13 protein-coding genes are annotated in these 16,686 nt (G+C 71.5%); 4 read left to right on the top strand and 9 right to left on the bottom strand.

Annotated elements, in window-relative coordinates; all coding sequences use genetic code 11:
• The 7 genes from LQF12_RS11890 to LQF12_RS11920 are packed head-to-tail and all read right to left on the bottom strand — an operon-like array spanning nt 1 to nt 9,939.
• Nucleotides 1-1,191, bottom strand: a complete 1,191-nt coding sequence (locus LQF12_RS11890; RefSeq protein WP_231053146.1) for a hypothetical protein — start codon at nt 1,189-1,191, stop codon at nt 1-3.
• The gene (locus LQF12_RS11895) at nt 1,181-3,760 is read right to left on the bottom strand and encodes an acylphosphatase (RefSeq protein ID WP_231053147.1); all 2,580 of its coding nucleotides are present in this window, start codon (nt 3,758-3,760) and stop codon (nt 1,181-1,183) included. The genes LQF12_RS11890 and LQF12_RS11895 overlap by 11 nt, the downstream gene beginning before the upstream one ends.
• Nucleotides 3,747-4,535 (bottom strand): cysteate racemase, encoded by a 789-nt coding sequence (gene cuyB / locus LQF12_RS11900; protein ID WP_231053148.1) that lies wholly within the window; start codon nt 4,533-4,535, stop codon nt 3,747-3,749. Before cuyB ends, LQF12_RS11895 begins: the two co-directional genes overlap by 14 nt.
• Nucleotide 4,536: 1 nt before the next feature.
• Nucleotides 4,537-5,709 (bottom strand): sugar-transfer associated ATP-grasp domain-containing protein, encoded by a 1,173-nt coding sequence (locus LQF12_RS11905; protein ID WP_231053149.1) that lies wholly within the window; start codon nt 5,707-5,709, stop codon nt 4,537-4,539.
• A 20-nt stretch (nt 5,710-5,729) separates the two neighbouring features.
• Nucleotides 5,730-7,838 (bottom strand): hypothetical protein, encoded by a 2,109-nt coding sequence (locus LQF12_RS11910; protein WP_231053150.1) that lies wholly within the window; start codon nt 7,836-7,838, stop codon nt 5,730-5,732.
• Nucleotides 7,835-8,311, bottom strand: a complete 477-nt coding sequence (locus LQF12_RS11915) for a hypothetical protein (RefSeq protein ID WP_231053151.1) — start codon at nt 8,309-8,311, stop codon at nt 7,835-7,837. The genes LQF12_RS11910 and LQF12_RS11915 overlap by 4 nt, the downstream gene beginning before the upstream one ends.
• Nucleotides 8,308-9,939 carry an asparagine synthase-related protein gene (locus LQF12_RS11920; RefSeq protein WP_231053152.1) on the bottom strand — a complete coding sequence of 544 codons (1,632 nt, stop codon included), beginning with the start codon at nt 9,937-9,939 and terminating at the stop codon, nt 8,308-8,310. The genes LQF12_RS11915 and LQF12_RS11920 overlap by 4 nt, the downstream gene beginning before the upstream one ends.
• Before the next feature lie 121 nt (nt 9,940-10,060).
• Here LQF12_RS11920 and LQF12_RS11925 point away from each other — a divergent pair, with 121 nt between their 5' ends.
• The 4 genes from LQF12_RS11925 (at nt 10,061) to LQF12_RS11940 (ending at nt 15,026) form a co-directional block, all read left to right on the top strand.
• Nucleotides 10,061-12,061 (top strand): ATP-grasp domain-containing protein, encoded by a 2,001-nt coding sequence (locus tag LQF12_RS11925; protein WP_231053153.1) that lies wholly within the window; start codon nt 10,061-10,063, stop codon nt 12,059-12,061.
• Between the two features lie 114 nt (nt 12,062-12,175).
• Entirely contained in the window at nt 12,176-13,048 is an 873-nt protein-coding gene (locus tag LQF12_RS11930) for an ABC transporter permease (protein WP_231053154.1), read from the top strand.
• Complete coding sequence (locus tag LQF12_RS11935) at nt 13,035-13,904, top strand: ABC transporter ATP-binding protein (protein ID WP_231053155.1); 870 nt, start codon at nt 13,035-13,037, stop codon at nt 13,902-13,904. The genes LQF12_RS11930 and LQF12_RS11935 overlap by 14 nt, the downstream gene beginning before the upstream one ends.
• Nucleotides 13,905-13,919: 15 nt before the next feature.
• Nucleotides 13,920-15,026 carry a glycosyltransferase family protein gene (locus tag LQF12_RS11940; RefSeq protein WP_231053156.1) on the top strand — a complete coding sequence of 369 codons (1,107 nt, stop codon included), beginning with the start codon at nt 13,920-13,922 and terminating at the stop codon, nt 15,024-15,026.
• 3 nt (nt 15,027-15,029) lie between these two features.
• Here LQF12_RS11940 and LQF12_RS11945 read toward each other — a convergent pair whose 3' ends face one another.
• Entirely contained in the window at nt 15,030-15,239 is a 210-nt protein-coding gene (locus LQF12_RS11945; protein ID WP_231053157.1) for a Trm112 family protein, read from the bottom strand.
• A complete protein-coding gene (locus LQF12_RS11950; protein ID WP_231055595.1) occupies nt 15,232-16,671 on the bottom strand; it encodes a phosphomannomutase/phosphoglucomutase in 1,440 nt (479 codons plus the stop codon). The genes LQF12_RS11945 and LQF12_RS11950 overlap by 8 nt, the downstream gene beginning before the upstream one ends.
• Between the last annotated feature and the right edge of the window lie 15 nt (nt 16,672-16,686).

Below are 16,686 nucleotides of genomic sequence, written 5' to 3' on the forward strand. Positions count from 1 at the left end.
CTACATGCCGGAATGCGCGCCCGTCAGTGGGCGCAGCACCACCAGCATGACGCTCTGCTGCTCGACATCCCCATCGAGAAGCTCGTTCGTCAGTCGTGCGATCAAGCCTGCCTCACCGGAGAAGCGCCCTTCGACCAGTCCGCCGAGCGTATCGATCCGGGTGATCTCGCTCGCGAGACCGATAGCAGTTGCTGCCGCCGCGATGGCCTCACCGCCCCGGTCCGGGTCAGGCAGCGAATGAGCCTCGAAGGCGACGTCCACCTCACCGATGGGCTCAGCCACCGTCCAGCCAGAGGCTGAGGCATACCGGTGGACAACCTCCTCGCTCAGGCGCTCCGCGAGGGCAGGGTCGACCTTTGCCTGGACCGACAGACCGGCCCGCTCAGAGAACTCGACGACGCCCACGGTGCTCTCCTCGAAGGGAGCCGTGACGTCGGGGACCACCATGTCGATCGAGCACAGGCCAAGACCGGGCAGGCCAGCACTCGCGCGCAGTGCGAGGCCACGGACGTCCTCGTGGGCGTCCTCGGTCACGTCCTCACCGCCGGTCATGCTGCCGTCGCTGGGCGCACCGTGGCACCGCACGATCGACCGCACCTCACCGTCACTGACCAGGATCCGCAGGTACTCCCCCTCGAGCTGCTTCTCCACCATGAACATGTAGCCGGGCGGCACGACGATCCGGCCGTTCTCCTCACCGGGCTCGCGGAGCTCGGTCAGCCCGTAGGCGGAGCGATTGAACCCCTCACGCTCACTCGTCGGGTTGCGCAGGTACTCCAGCGCCGCATCGATTCCAGCATCGTCGTGGATGTCACGGAACGTCTCGATGCCGTTGTCACCCACGGCCGGCTTGACCACCACCGGGTAGCCCAAGATCGAGGCGGTGCGCTTGGCCGCCTTCACTCCCTTGCCGATCGTGAACGTTGCGCTCGAGGGAACCGGCACCCCATTGCGCTCCAGCAGTCCGCGGCGCATGCGCTTGTCCTGGGCGAAGGTCACCGGGCCGAGGCCACTGGTTCCCGGCAGGCCGTGGACGAACGATAGCTCGGCGCCATCTCCGGCCGGCACGTAGCAGACCTGCCGAGGGTAGACCTCGGCATCGAGGCCGGCACGCAGTACTGCCCGCAGTGCGAGGACGCCGTCCAGTTCCGCGGCGGGGACCGATGAGAGTGCGTGGGTATCAGCGGACACTGGTCAACTCCTGGGGTGCGCGGCGGACCGCTCGGAAGTCGGTGACGTCGGGCGGCTGAACGTGCTCTGTGGTGACCGATGTCGGGCGGGACCGCGGCGAGCCCAGCACCGCCGCGGCGGCGAGAGCACTGACCGCGATGGTCTCTCCGACCAGCACCACCTCCACCCGTCTGCGGCTGATGTTGCGGACCCACCCGGTCAGTCCGAACTCGACCGCCTGACGCCGCATCCAGCGGCGGTAACCCACACCGGTGACGCGGCCGCGCACCACCAGGCGCAGCGACAGCTGCTCGGCGTGCTGAGGCGCTACCTGGAGGTCATAACGCGCCACCGCCTCGTTCATGAACGTGCGGGCCACCTCACGGGGCGTGCCGTAGGTCGGGTACTCGCAGTTGCCGATGGCGGCGTGCGCGTTCAGCTCGCAGATGCCGGCTTCCTGCTCGCTGAGCGGCTTGTGGTGGTCCTCCAGCAGGAAGTCGACGCCGCAGAAGGCGAGCCCCGGCACAGCCTTCACGGCGGCCACGGAGGCCTCCTTGATGCTGGGGTGCAGCTCATCGAGCACGTCGACCGAGTCACCACCCTGCGAAAGGCTGCAGGTGTTGGACAGAATCACCCGGTCCCCGGCCTCCGGCACGCTCTCCAGCGTCAGCCCCGCGCGTGAGAGCTGATAGCGCGCAGCCGCCCCGTAGAGGATCGGGCGCCCCCACAGGTGCGGGTTGAGGCGACGAGTGGCGTTCTTGCGGATGATCAACTCGGCCACGTTGTGGACCCCATCGCCCACCACCGAGGCCGGATCACGCAGGATCGCCGCGATCACCTGATCACCGATCACCACGATCCGGTAGTCCTTGCCGGGAATGTGCTTCTCGACGATGAAGTCCTGGCTGCCCAGCTTGCTCTCGCGCAGCTGGTCGAACGCGCTCTCGAGCTCGGTGCGGTTGCTGATCCCGGCCACCACGCCGATCCCGCGCACACCCATGGCCGGCTTGACCACCACGGGATAGCCGAGCAGGTCGGCGAACTCTCGCGCGGTCGCGAAGTCACCATTGCGGAACGTACGCCCACGCGGCACCGGCACCCCGGCCCGGCCCAGGCGCAGCCGGGTGGCTTCCTTGTGCGTGGCGAGCGCCAGCGACGATGCGCTCGACATCGGCGAGCGGCTCCACTTGAACAGCAGCGGCTCGTGGACGCCGTCGGAGGCGTAGAACGCGCCCTTGGAGAACCGGACGGTCGACATGCCCAGCGCGAGCGCCTGCCGCTCGAGCAGGTGCCCCTTGGTGCCGTTGGGCCCCAGCGGCTGCAGGAAAGGTACCTCGCGGTAGACGTTGGGCTGTGGCCCGATCGTGGTCTCGGGCACGTCGGGCACGGTGATGCGATCGGTCACCGCATCGACGATCTCTTCCCAGGGCACGCCGACACCCAGGCCGGTACTACCGCGGGCCCCGTCCTGTCCCTCGGGCGGCTGAGCGACCACGCCCGCGACGCCGGGCACGGTCGCGGCGAGCTGACGCAGCGCCGCCGAGGCCACCGCCCCACCCGCTTCGGAGTCGACGATGTACAAGCGCCCTGATCCTTGGGCCGTCTCGCGGACCGCCACCTCGCGAGCGGTGAGGATCCCCCCCACCGCTGCCGGGCGGAGGGCCGCGACGCGGGTCAGGCGAGAACGCCCGTGGCGCATGACTGCCCGGCCGCCTGCGGAGAGGTCGGTGGCGACGGTGAGGCTCACCCGGTCGGCACGTTCGACGATGTGCTGGATCTCCCGCAGCAGTGCCGGGCGATGGTGGAGATCCTGCAGGCGCAACGCTCGGCGAAGCACGAGGTTCGGACTGATCTCACCGCGACCGGCGGCGGCGACCAGTGCTCGCACACGCTCCAGCACCGCGTCGTAGCGGAGAGAACGTTCGAAGTCGAGCCAGATCGGGTGCTCGGAGTCGGACTCGTCGTGGTGCGCCTGCAACTCGTGGATCAGTTCCTCGGTGCCCATGCCACCCGCTGCCACGGGGGCCAGCACGGGGACGTCGCGCACCTGCGTCGAGAGCAGTTCGGAGATCGACAGCCCCATCGCCTGGGCGCACACATCGAGCAGCGCGGTCTCGATGCCGAACAATGTGCCCGCGTAGGCGGGGACGTCCTCCAGGACACCGACGCGCTGCCCGGCCACGCGGGCCAGGCGCTTGGCGGAGCGGAGATCGAGCCGCCAGGAGGAGGCCAGCTGACGGTCCGTCTGACGAGCGAGGATTCGCAGCTCGTCCATGATCGCCCGGATCGAGTGCAGCGCGGTCGACCTGTCCCTGCAGTCGATCGAGCGGGTACCGAGCACACCGAGAGCCTGCTGGAGAAACTCCCAGGAGTGTCGGTTACGATCGCCGGTCTCGCTTCCGCGGAACTGCGCCTCGCCGACCCCGCGGAGCGGAGACGCCTCACGGGCCGCGCCCTCGATCACCACGATCGCGTTGGTGAATCGACGGCGCTTGCTGCCGCGGCCAATGGCTTCCGAGCGATAGCTCAGGGCTTGCAGACGCTCGAGGGTGACCGTTCTGGTCGCCGGCGTCACTTCAGACTGCACCATGCCCGTTCTCTCCTGGTCCTGTCTTCCTGCCGCTGAGCGCAGCACGCTCGTGCCGGTCACGAATGTACGCGACGCTGGCCTCCGCCAGCGCATCCGCCGAGTCCCACACCGGCATCGCGATACCGGCCGGCGCGGGGCCCAGCACGGCCGAGATGTCGGTGCAGCCGTAGATGATCCCCTGCGCGCCCCGCTCGGCCAGCACGCGCGCGCCTTCGGTCAGCACTACGCGCGCTCCGTCCAGGTCGCCGGCCTTGACCGCCCGGATGCCGGACATCACCGGGCTCGCCGGGCCCAGGTCGGTCAGGTCCAGGAGCTCCAGCCCATGGTCGGCCAGCCGGGAGTACACCCCGGAGCGTGCGGTGCCGTCGGTGGACATCAGGCCCAGCCGGGTCACGTCGGCACCGCTGCGCCGGATCTGTTCCGCCACCGCGTCCACGATGTGCACTACCGGCACGGACGCCTCGTCCTGCATCGCCTCGAACCAGTAGTGGGCCGAGTTGCAGGGCACGGCGATGACACGGGCACCGGCCTCGCTCAGGAACCGGATCCCCCGGCGCAGCGCGGGCTCGGGGTCGGGCCCGCTACCGATCATCGCGTCGGAGCGGTCCGGGGTGGAGGGGTCGGAGTAGACCAGCGTGGCGATGTGGTCCTGATCGCGGTTGGCGGGCGTGCGCGCTGCGAGCTTCGCCAGGAAGTCCGCGGTGGCGGCCGGGCCCATCCCACCCAGGACGCCGAGCATCGGCCCGGCGGACGCGGGCATCACGTCAGTGGTCACGTCACACCGGTTCCTCGACGACAACGGCGGGTGGTTCGGATCCCAGCTCGGTGTGGACGCCGCGCTCGGCGTAGTAGGCACGTACCCGCGGGTCGGCGAACAGCGGCTGGTGCGACTGCAGCACGTTGACGCCGGTGTTGATGTTGGCTTCCAGCACCAGCGGTCCCTCGGGACCGATCACGATGTCCCAGCCCACGTACTCCATGAAGGACAGCACCCGGGCGGCGTGCATCACCAGGTCCCGGGTCTCCTGCCAGTACGGCAACACCACGCCCTCGATCTGCGCGCCGGTGTCCGGGTGCGCGTCGAACCACTCCTTGACGTTGCTGTCCGGCAGCCGGGTGGCCGGCCCCAGCTCCCCGGTCTCCAGATCGATCCGCGAGCTGAGGCCGCCGCGGCTCCAGTTGTCGGAGGGCTCGGCCCGCCGGCACCCGATCCGCTGGACCGCGAGCGCGATGAACGGCTCGTACCCGTTGTTCACATCGAGCATCGTCAGCACCCGGACCGTGTTGACCGTGTTCGGGTACAGCCCGCCCACCACCTCGTGCTGGGCCAGGCCGCGCTCGACGATGAACGGCCGGTCATGGGTGCCCAGCAGCTGCTTCATCTGCTCCGGTGCCATCGCCTCACCGTTGGCCCGCACGGTGGTGGCATCGACCTTCTCGACCGCGACGATGTTCTTGCCCTCGGCGCCCGCGAGCACCTTGAAGAACACCTTCTCGCCCTCGGTCATCCGGCCCAGGAACTCCTCGATGGGCACCCGGCCCTCCGCGGGGAAGGGGTGCACGGCCCCGCGGGAGTAGAGACCGAGCAACTCCGGTGAGCGCACGTCCATGGCACGCAGGAGCAGGTGGGTGGTCAGCTTGTTGTTGATGACGTCCTGCAGCCGGGCGTGCACCATGTACTTGGTGCGGAAGAGCCGCTGCAGGTCGGAGACGTACTGGCCGTGGTCGGTGTGCTGCAGGTCGTAGAGCACCGCGCTGCGGGAGAGGAACCCCTTGAACCAGAACCGGGGGTGGCGCATCGCGAGCGGCACCTGCCACTGGCGCTCTTTGCGAGCGAGCTTGCGCAGCTCCTTGAGCAGCACCCGCGCGGCACGCACCTTGCGCCGCACCCGCCCCAGCACGCCACGTACCGGCCGGACGACGGCACCTACTGCACTACCTGCACTCACGTTCGCGATCCCCTCCTCGTTCAGGTACTCCGTTGCGCACTCAGACTCTCAGCGATGTCGAGTGCTTCATCGAGCGAGCACGACGGCACTGATGGCACAGACGGCTCGAACGTGAGGCTCACGGCGGCGGCCGGCTGGAACGCGTGGACGACTTCGATGAGGCGGCGGCGGAAGTACCCTGACCAGCCAGAAGTATACGCGGCGGCGATCGCGTCCTTCGGTGTCAGCGTCTCGATCGCCAGCCCGCTGCGATGCGCGGCCTCGATCCACACCGGCGGGGCCAGCAGCACCGGCCGGAAGGCGTTGCTCAGCACCGCCCGTTCGGCGATGGCGGCCACCGCTCCCTCGGCGGGCGGGCCGGCGGCGGTGACGACGAACAGGGCCGTCGGGCGTTCCTCGCCGACGGGTGAGGGCGGGGTGCTCAGCGCGGGCACCTCGGTGCTACGCAGGCGCAGCACGCCGGCCGGCATGAGCCGGCCCACCGCTTGCCCGTGCGCGGTGCGCGCCGCGCGCTTGGCCCGCACCCCCAGCCCGACGACGGGGCGTGGGGCCCGCTGGCGCAGCAGGTTCGCGCCGCGGCGGGCCAGGTCCTGCGGGGTGCGCCGGGCGGGAGCCTGCGCCGGCGCGGACGGTTGCTCAACCAGCGTCCACGGTGACGGTCGCTCGCCGGCCGGTGCGGCGCCGTCGGCCGTGCTGCGCACGGCGACCACCTCGATCGCGGGATCGAGTGCGCGCCGCACCCAGACGGCATCGCCGACCACGGCCACCCGCCCGATGGCGCAGGTGGCCACCAGACCGGTGACGCGGGCGGTCAGGTAGCGCGCCCGCTCCCCCGCGGCGAGCTGCTCGGCCACGGCCGGGATCGTCTCCACCTGATGCTCGGGCAGGTGGCCGGCCTCGCTCGCCGGCAGCAGCACGATCAGGGCCTCGGCGTGGTCGTCGGCCGGGCCGGCCACGGCCCCCAGCAGCGCCGCATCCGGCATCGTGCCGGCCTGCGGCAGGAGCAACAGGGTCCGGGGCGAGGGCTGCGCCGCATCGGCGCCGGGCGCGGCCGGAGCGGTGGCTTCCTCGGGCGGCCCGATCAGGTCGGCGAGCCGGCGGGCATGCGCCTCGTAACTGAAACGCTCGCGTACGAGCGCCACTCCGAGGGCGGATTGACGGCGGTAGGCCTCACCCTCGGGGGGCAGGCTCTCGATCGCGGCGCGCGCCTCCCGCACTCCGGCGTAGACGCAGGCGGGGCCGAAGGTGGGCTCGAAGGAGGGGTCGACCACGGCCACCGCTCCGGAGGCCAGGCCCTCGAGGACCGTGCGGCCGAAGGCCTCGATCAGGGAGGGGTGGTGGTAGTAGACGAGGAAGTCGATCGAGGCGAGGAACTGCGCCGGCGTGACGGAGTTGAAGGGCAGGTCCACCCAGTTGGCCGGCAGGTGGCCGAGGATGTCCCGCGGGGCCTCGGTCCCGCCGAGCACCCGCACCGTGACGCGTGGGTCGTCCGGGTAGGCGGCCAGCACGTCCTCCCGGGTGGCCGGCCACTTGCTCCAGTGCCCGCGGCTGTGGCGGCCGATCACTGGCCGGTCGGAGACGCCACCTCCACGCGGCTGGTACCAGGCGTCGACGTCGACGATGTTGGTCCAGTCCTCGGCCAGGACCGGAACCTGGCCGGCCCAGGGCGCCAGGGCCTCGCGCACGGTCGGCCCGATGGGGGCCCACACCGGCTCGCGGCGCCCGAACGCCCGGGCCGCCTGCTGGGTGGCGAGCACGTCGTAGTAGGGGGCGCGAGCGCGCGGGTCGACCGGGACCTGGTTGGCCACGATGAGCACGTGCTCGGCCTGTACCTGCGGCAGCCACGACGGCGGTGCGCCCAGCACGCTCGGGTGACGGATCACGAGCACCTTCGCGTGCACCGGACCGTCCAGGACCAGCTCGGCTGCACCGGACTCCACCAGGGAGCGGATCCTCGGTGCGAACGGGTCCCCGGGCCGCTGGATCGGCGAGGGCAGGTGCAGCAATCCGGTGCGGTAGCCGGCCCGGTGCTGGGCCAGGCACTCCTCCACCACGCTCGCCGTGGTCCCCCCCGGGAACCGGAGATCGGTCGCCATCAGCACGTCGACGGTGCGCGGCGCCTCAGTCATCGCTCAAGTCTGCCATCTGCCCCACCGCGCCTGGCGACTGCGCGCACGGCTCGGCGCGCACGCCGGCGCACGCGCTGCAGCGCTGCCTGCGTGCGGCGGGCCGCGGTCCGCGAGGCCGGCACCGGCAGCCGGCGCAGCACGGCATCGACGTCGGCCGGTGCCAGGGAATCGACGGCCCGCACCTGGGCGCTGCCCCAGATCGCGCGGGCCTGCGCCAGGACCTGCTCGTCCGCGGCGAGGACATAGCGGCAGATCGCTGCGACCGAGGTGGTCAGGTCCGCGGGAGCGGCGGCCACGAGCACCGTGTGCAACCCGCGGCGCTCGATGTCGATCAGCACCTCGATCAACGACTCGTCGAGGTGGGCAGGCCCTCCCGCCGAGGCGCCCGGCACCACGACCGTGCGCACCGCGCGCGGCGCCGACAGATGGTCGGCGGCGAGGGTCACCACGCTGGGGAACGAGGTCCGGCTCATCGCGTGAGCTCCCTCGGGTCGGTCGCCGTCAGGGTGCCCTCGTACTCCCGGCACCACCGGCTCAGCACCGCCAGCCCGCGGATCAGGTGCTGCCCGCCGGTGGTGGAGAGCACCTGCTCCCACACCGCCGGTCCGCCCTCGGCCAGGCGGCGGGAGACGAGCGGGCGCACGGCGTCGGTGAGCACGAGGTCGCGGAGCCCGACGATGGCCTCCCGGGAGGTGATCCGCCGAGGATGGGGGCGCGGCCACGGCACGAGCTCCTGCGCGGTGGGCATGGCACCGAGGCGTGGATCGAGCCTGCTGGTGAACTGGGGGTAAAGGCGACCCTCGGCGTGCTCGCGCGGCGGCAACGCCAGGGCGGTGGCGACCACGGCCTCGCTCAGGAACGGCGTCGCCACCGGGCCGGTGCGGGCCATGAGCCCATGCGGGGCGAGGCTGATACCCGGCAGCGTGCGGCTGACATAGGCGGTGAAGGTGTGACCGAAGGGGTGGTCGAGATAACGCTGCACCACCGGTTCGGCGCCGGCGATCATCCGCTCCCGCAGCCGTGCAGTGAGGCCGGGGGCCAGGACGTCCTCGGCTGCGGCCAGGTAGCGGGTCACCCCCGCGAGCCGGCGCTCGGCGAGCGGGGTGTCGGAGGAGTCGTCGGCGAACGCCCCGCCGACGAACAGCCCTCCGCCGAGGCCGTCCAGCACCGCGGCCGGTGCGGATGGCGGCAGGCTCTGACCGGTCTCGTGCAGGGCGCGTGCCAACGGGACGAGCCAGACATGGAAGGCGGTCTGGTGGTCCACCGACTCGGCGAAGTAGTCGAGGTCGGAAGCGAACCGGTCCCGGCGGGGCATGACGATCGTGTGCGGGAGGCCCCGGGTGGCCGCGACGCGGGCGGCGACGAGCTCCTCCATGGCGGTACCGGTGTCGGAGGACGTCGTGTACGCCCTCACCCCGTGCGGAGCGCCGGCATCCAGCGCACCGGCGAGCAGCAGCCGCGAGTCCCAGCCCCCGCTGAGCAGGGAGATCAGCGGGCCGGACCGGGCCAGGTCGGCCAGCGTCTCGCGCAGCGCCGCCAGCACATCCTCGGAGGTGGCAGAGCCGATCGAGACCTCCGGCCAGCTCCACTCCTGCCGCACGGAGATCGTGCCGGCGGCGCTGCGGTGGACGACCTCGCCCGGCTGCAGCCTGCGGATCTCGCGCACGAGGGTGCGCCCGCCGATCGGCCCGCTCGCGGCCACCATCTGCGCCACGGCGTCCCAGTCCGGGCTCGCCGGGGTGGTCCGGGTGCGGATCAGGGCATCGAGGCTCGAGGCGAAAGCGAGGGTGGTCTCGCCGAGCTCGACGTAGAGCGGAAGCGCACCCGAGGTGCTGCCGCGTAGCTCGACGCCGTCATCGGTGGTCCGGACCGTCACCTCGTCGTGGCCCCCGGCACCCGATGCGGGCCAGTGGCTCCACGCGATCCCCCGCGCGGCCTGACGTGCGCCCCGGCCCGAGGCCACGGCGTCGCCGGTGTCCAGCAGCACCGGGAGGCCACCGCACCAGCTCGCCAGCGCCCGCGCGCGCTCGCCGCGGTCACCGATCGAGCCGACGATCACCGGCGCCGCCTCCGCGCTGCGACCGGACTCAGCTGCTGGCACGGAGTCCAGGGGACGCCTCCTGTGGTTGACTACGGCGCGTACAGACGCGCAGTCTACGCCGCCGCCACGAACGGGCCGGCGGTCTGCTGCGCCGTCGCGCACGCCCCGTCGGGAGGTTCCGGTGACCGTTGGCCGCCACGACGCTCCGACGCCCGGGCACGGCGTCGAGTCGCTCCTGCCGGCTGCCCTGGCACTGTTGGGCGAGCCTCGCCCGAACGGCTACGAACGCCGGCACGAGGTGCTCAAACGCGAGCTCGACGTCGTCCGCCTCGAGGAGGCAGCGCTGCGCCGCGGCCTGGAGAGCATCCGGATGGACCCGCTCGTGCGGGTTTTCCACGACGGCGCCTCCGCGCTGGGTTTCGTGAAGAACATGTCCTCCACCCTGCTCTACCTCGATCGCGCGACCACGAACCGCAAACCGCTCACGCGGCGGATTCTGCAGCGGGGCGGCGTCCCTGTGGCTCGTGGTGCCGAAACCGGCGACCCGGACGAGCTGGCGAGAGCCGTCGAGTCGATCGGGTGCCCGGTGGTGGTCAAACCCGTCACCGGAAGCGGTGGGAAGGGCGTGGTCACCGATCTGGCCTCGGTCGAGGAGGCGCAGGAGGCCGCCGCGGAGATCTTCGCGGCGGGCAAGCGGGTGCTGGTCGAGGAGATGGTGCACGGCGTCGACCTGCGGGTCAGCGTGGTGGCGGGGACGGCCGTCGCCTCGACCCTGCGGGTACCGGCGAGCGTGATCGGGGACGGCTCATCCACGATCGCCGAGCTCGCGGAGGCCAAGAACGAGCTCCGCGCCCGCAGCGACTACCTGCGCCACCAGCCGATCGTGCTCGGCCCCGACAAGGAGCGGTTCCTCGCCGCACGCGGGCTGAGCGCGGAGTCCGTACCGCCTGCGGGCCGGCCGGTGCTGCTGCACCACGTGGCGAACCTCTCTGCCGGAGGCGACAGCTACGAGGTTCTCCCCGTGCTCCATCCCGAGGTTGCCGCACTGGCCGAGCGTGCCGCGTCCTTCTTCCCCACCTCCCTGCACGCCGGGGTCGACATCCTCCTCGAGCGCCTGGATGCCCCGCTCGCCGAGCAGCACGCCGTGGTGTGCGAGGTCAACCTCAACAACGAGATGCCGATGCACGTCTACCCCATGTACGGCACACCCGTCGCACTCGACGAGCTGGAGATCGCCGCCCACTGGCAGGCCGAGGCCGTGATCCCGTCCGCGTCGCTAAACGCCGAGACCGCCCCGGGCCCGGTCAGCGTGACGCTGGACGAACTGTGCGAGGACACCCGGATCTGCGCCACGGCTCCCCCGCCACAGCGGGAACCGGCACCTTCGGCCACGCTCCAGAGCCTCGACGACAAGCACCTGCTCGCCGCGCTCGACCCCCTCCTCGACAAGGGGTGCGGGGCAAGGATCCCGGATGACGGACTGGTGCACCTGACCGGCAGCGGGGAGCGGGTCGCCGACCGATACGGTCGCACCGTGCTCGCCGGCGAGGTGGGCCGCACCCCCGGGGCAGTGCACCGCTACGCCCGGACGTCGGGCATCGACGTGGCGGACCACCACGAGCGGGCCGAGACCCCGGTCGATCCCGCGTGCGTCCTGCTCATGGACGGCACCACTCTCCTGGCGGCCCAGTTATGGGTTCCACTGACGGTGGCCGGGGACGGCGTCACCGCGCTGGGCGAGCTGGTGGAGCAGCAGCTCGCCACCCGCCGGTTTCATGCTCCGCTGGCCCGGTTCGCGGCCGGGCTGGAGGCGGCGGATCTACTCCTCACGCGCGGTCTCGAGCCCGCCACGGTCCCGGAGGATGGCGCGCTCGTGCAGGTGGGGCGCTCCCCCATGCTCTCCGACGGCGCCGCCACCCTCGGCCTGAGCGAACTGCCGTGGCCGGGCCTGACCGAGCTGGCGGCGCGGCTGGTCACCGCCATCGGCAGTCACGGCATCGTCACCGTGGCCTTCGTCCCGCGGCGGCGGGACGGCAACCACGCGACATGGGCGTTGTGGCGCTACCACTGCGAGCCACCGCTGGCGCCGTTCCACTCCCCGCTGCACGGTCCCGGGTTCGACCCCTACCCCGCCATGGCGCGCCGCATCCTGACCGGCCCCACCCGGGAGCTCGTCACCTAGGTCACACCGAACACAACGGACACGATGACGCGTCCGCGTATGCTGTCCCGAGTCGTCAGCCCTGAGGAGTCCCCGAGTGCCTTGTCGTTCCGACCTCATCGGAGCCACCGCGTAATGGCGCGCGAGAACATCGGCCCCGGCAGCTCCGAGCTGGCGCAACTGGCGTACGAGCACGGCCTCACCAAGGTCGGGGACCGGCCCCGCCTCGGGCAGTACCTGCGCGATCTGTGGTCCCGGCGCAGCTTCCTGTGGACCCTCTCCCACGCCCGCTCCTACGCCCGCAACCAGAACAACTACCTCGGTCAGCTCTGGGTGGTGCTGAGCCCGCTCACGCTCGCCGTCGTGTACTACCTGGTGTTCGGCGTCGTCCTGGACACCACGAACGGGCTGGACAACTTCCCGGCGTTCCTGATCGTCGGCATCTTCATCTTCCTGTCGCTCTCGGCCGCCATCAACTCCGGTGCGACGTCGATCATCAACAACATCGATCTGGTCCGTGCCCTCACCTTCCCGCGGGCGGTGCTGCCGATCTCGGTGGCGATCTCGGAGATGCTCACGCTGCTGCCGGCCGTCGGGGTGATGCTCGCGATCGTGCTCGTCACCGGCGAACCGCTGACCTGGAACTGGCTGCTGCTGCCGGTGGCCCTGGCGGTCATCCTCGTCTTCACCGCCGGCGCCTGCCTGATCGTGGCCCGCGTGGTCGTCGCAGCACGTGACCTGCGCAACCTCATCCCCGTCGCCACCCGGCTGCTGCGCTACGTCTCCGGGGTGTTCTTCTCCATCCAGGCCTACGTCTCCGGCACGATCGGGACCATCCTCGAATACCAGCCGTTCGCGGTGTACCTGACCCTCGTGCGGGCCTGTGTGATGGAGGAGTTCGCGATGACCTGGGCGCTGTGGGGGGCCGCCGTCGGATGGGCGGTGCTCTTCGCCGTCGTGGGCCTGCTGGTGTTCTGGAGTGCGGAGGACCAATATGGCCGTGACTGATCCCGACTCCTTCGACGAGCGCGACTACGACGAGGTCGACCACGACCCCGCCGAGGGTCTGGGCGGCGAGTCCGAGACCGCTCCGCCCGCGCACCTGGGCACCCCCTCGGTGGTCGTGGACGACGTGCACGTGAAGTACCGCGTGTTCGGCGGACGCCGGCAGGCGGGCCCCGACACGGGCCGCATCCGGTCCCTGCTCAATCGCAGCCGCCGCCACGTCGGCGCCGTCAGCGAGGTGCACGCCGTGCGCGGGGTCTCCTTCACCGCCCACCACGGGGAGTCGATCGGGCTCGTCGGACTGAACGGGGCCGGCAAGAGCACCCTGCTGCGCGCCGTCGCCGGCCTGATGCCCGTCAGTGCCGGTTCGGTCTACGTCGGCGGCACCTCCGCCCTGCTCGGGGTCAACGCGGCGCTCGTGCGCTCGCTGACCGGGGAGCGCAACATCATGCTCGGCGGGCTCGCCCTGGGGCTGACGAAGAAGCAGGTGGAGGAGAGGTTCGACGAGATCGTCGAGTTCGCCGGCCTCGAGAAGTTCGTCCACCTGCCGATGAAGGCCTACTCCTCCGGGATGGCGGCACGATTGCGGTTCGCGATCTCCACCGCCGCCGTGCCCGACATCCTGATGATCGACGAGGCCCTGGCCACCGGTGACGCGGCGTTCCGGGCCCGCAGCCAGAAGCGGATCGAACAGATCCGCGACAGCGCCGGCACGGTCTTCCTCGTCAGCCACTCCATGGGCGCCATCCGCAACACCTGCACCCGCACGATCTGGCTGGATCAGGGCGCGATCGTCGACGACGGCCCCACCGACGAGGTCATGACCCGCTACGCCGAGGAGCTCAAGCGCCGCCGATAGGCGAGGCTTGTCCGTATGCACAGTCGACAGCCCCGGGTCCTGGTCGTGACCGTCGTGCACGATCCCGAGGACGCGCGCATCCGCCACCGGCAGATCCCCGCGCTCCTCGCCGCGGGGATGCGCGTGACCTATGCGGCGCCCTTCGCCGCGTTCGGACGCACTCCCCCGCCCGGAGTGCGCGGGGTCGATCTGCCACGGGCGCACGGCCGTGACCGGTTGCGCGCTGTGCGGCGCGCCCGCGCGGTGATCGCACGGGTGGGCAGGAGCGCCGACGTGGTGCTGCTGCACGATCCCGACCTGCTGCTGGCGGCGGCCGGGCTGGGCAGGGGCGTGGGGCAGATCGTCTGGGACGTCCACGAGGACACCGCCGCGGCGATCGGCATGCGCCAGTGGGTCCCGCCGCTCCTGCGCCGGCCCCTGCAGTGGTCGGTCCGGCTCGCCGAGCGGATCGCCGAGGCCCGGTTCTCCCTCCTGCTGGCCGAGCACAGCTACGCGGATCGGTTCCGGCGGGCCCACCCGGTGGTCCCGAACTCGAACTGGGTGCCCGACCGGCCGCCACCGCCCCCGGGCAGCACCCGCGTGGTCTACCTGGGCAGCATCACCGTTCCCCGGGGCGGCCGGGAGATGATCGCCGTGGCCCGGGCCGCCCGTGAGCTCGACATGGTGCTCATCGGCCCGGCGGATGCCACGATGCGGCCCGAGCTCGAGGCGGCACAGGCTGCCGGTGAGCTGACCTGGCTGGGATTCGTGCCCAACGACGAGGCCACCCGGATGCTGGAGGGTTCTCTCGCCGGCCTGGCCCTGCTGCACGACCAGCCCAACTACGCGCGCTCGCTGCCGACGAAGCTCGCCGAGTACATGGCCCGCGGCATCCCGGTGGTGACCACCCCGAATCAGAGCTCGGCGGAGCTGGTCCGGGCCTCCGGCGGCGGGGTGGTGGTCGGCTTCGGTGACGTCGAGGCGACGGTCGCTGCCCTGCGCGAACTGGCCCGGGACGAGTCCCAGCGCCGCGCGCTGGCGCGCTCGGGCTACCGCCACGTGCAGGCCGAGGTGAACTGGCACCGCGACGGCCAGGAGTTCGCGCGGATCATCGCCGGCCTCGCCGGGGCCGCTCGGCGCTGAGGGTCAGGCCGGCCGGTCCAGGGCGGTGGCCTCATGGGCGAGCAGCACCGGCACGCCCGACCGGATCGGATAGCCGAGCGGCCGGTCGGGACTGTCGTTGACGAGCAGGCCTTCGTCAGCACCCGTGCCCTGCCGCAGCGCCGTCCCGGTCACCGGGCAGCGCAGCACGGTCATCAGGTCCGCCGGGATCGTCACCGGTTGCTGCTCACTCATCGTCGTCCTGCCCCTCGCGCACGACGGCCAGGACGCCGTCGGTGATCTTGGTGAGAATGTCCTCGTCGTGCGCCTCCACGTTCAGCCGCAGCAGCGGCTCGGTGTTGGAGGGCCGCAGGTTGAACCACCAGCGCGGCATCGCGTCCCAGTGGCTGAAGGTGACGCCGTCGAACTCCTCCACCGCGACCACGCCCGCGGCGATGTCGTCGGCGAAGGCCTCCCGCACACGCTGCAGCGCAGCCTCGGGATCGGCGACGGTGGAGTTGATCTCGCCGGAGCCGTAGTACGGGGTGTAGATCTCGGAGAGCTCCGAGAGCGCGGCGGCGCCGGAGCCGAGTGCCTGCAGCACGTGCATCGCGGCCAGCATCCCGGTGTCGGCGAACCAGAAGTCGCGGAAGTAGTAGTGCGCGCTGTGCTCGCCACCGAAGACGGCGTCCTCCTCGGCCATCCTGGCCTTGATGAAGGAGTGCCCCACCCGGGTGCGCACCGCACGCCCGCCGGCGGCCTCGACGAGCTCGGGGACGGCGCGGGAGGTGATGAGGTTGTGGATCACCGTCGCCTGGCGTCCGGCGGCCTTCTCCTTCTCCAGCTCGCGCAGCCCCACCAGCGCCGTCACGGCGGAGGGGCTGACGGAGACGCCGCGTTCGTCGATCACGAAGCAGCGGTCGGCGTCACCGTCGAAGGCGAGGCCGATATCGGCCTGCTCGGCGATCACCGCCGTCTGCAGATCGATGAGGTTGGCCGGATCGAGGGGGTTCGCCTCATGGTTGGGGAACGTACCGTCGAGCTCGAAGTACATCGGCACGATCTCCAGGCCCAGATCGGCGAGCCCGGCGTCGGTGCCGAGCACGGCTCCGGCGGTCAGCCCCGCCATCCCGTTGCCCGCATCGACGACCACCTTCAGCGGGCGCACCCCCTCCAGCCCGACGAGCGAGCGCAGGTGCTCGGCGTAGTCGGCGAGGGTGTCCTCCTCGCGCAGCTCCCCCTGCCGCTCGGCGGCGGGGATCCCCTCGTCCAGGTACTGCTCGGCCAGATGCTGGACCTGCTCCAGTCCCGCCTCGCGCCCCACGGGGCGCGCACCGGGGTGGCACATCTTGATCCCGTTGTACCGGGCGGGGTTGTGGCTCGCCGTGAACATCGCGCCGGCGATGCCCCGGGAACCGGAGACGTAGTAGAGCCCGTCGGTCGAGCACAGGCCGATCATCGTCACGTCCATACCGCGCCAGGCGGCCCCCTCGGCGAACGCCTGCGCCAGGCCCGGCGAGGAGTCTCGCATGTCGTGCCCGACCGCCACCGTGCGCGCCCCGACCGGGGCGGCGGCCACGTCCGCGAAAGCGGCTCCCAGCGCGCGGGCGGACTCCTCGTCCAGCTCGTCGGGGACGACGCCGCGCACGTCGTAGGCCTTGACGATCGCACTCAGGTCTGACACCAGAGGAGCCTATCGCCT

This window comes from Ruania suaedae, assembly GCF_021049265.1.
GTDB lineage: Bacteria > Actinomycetota > Actinomycetes > Actinomycetales > Beutenbergiaceae > Ruania > Ruania suaedae.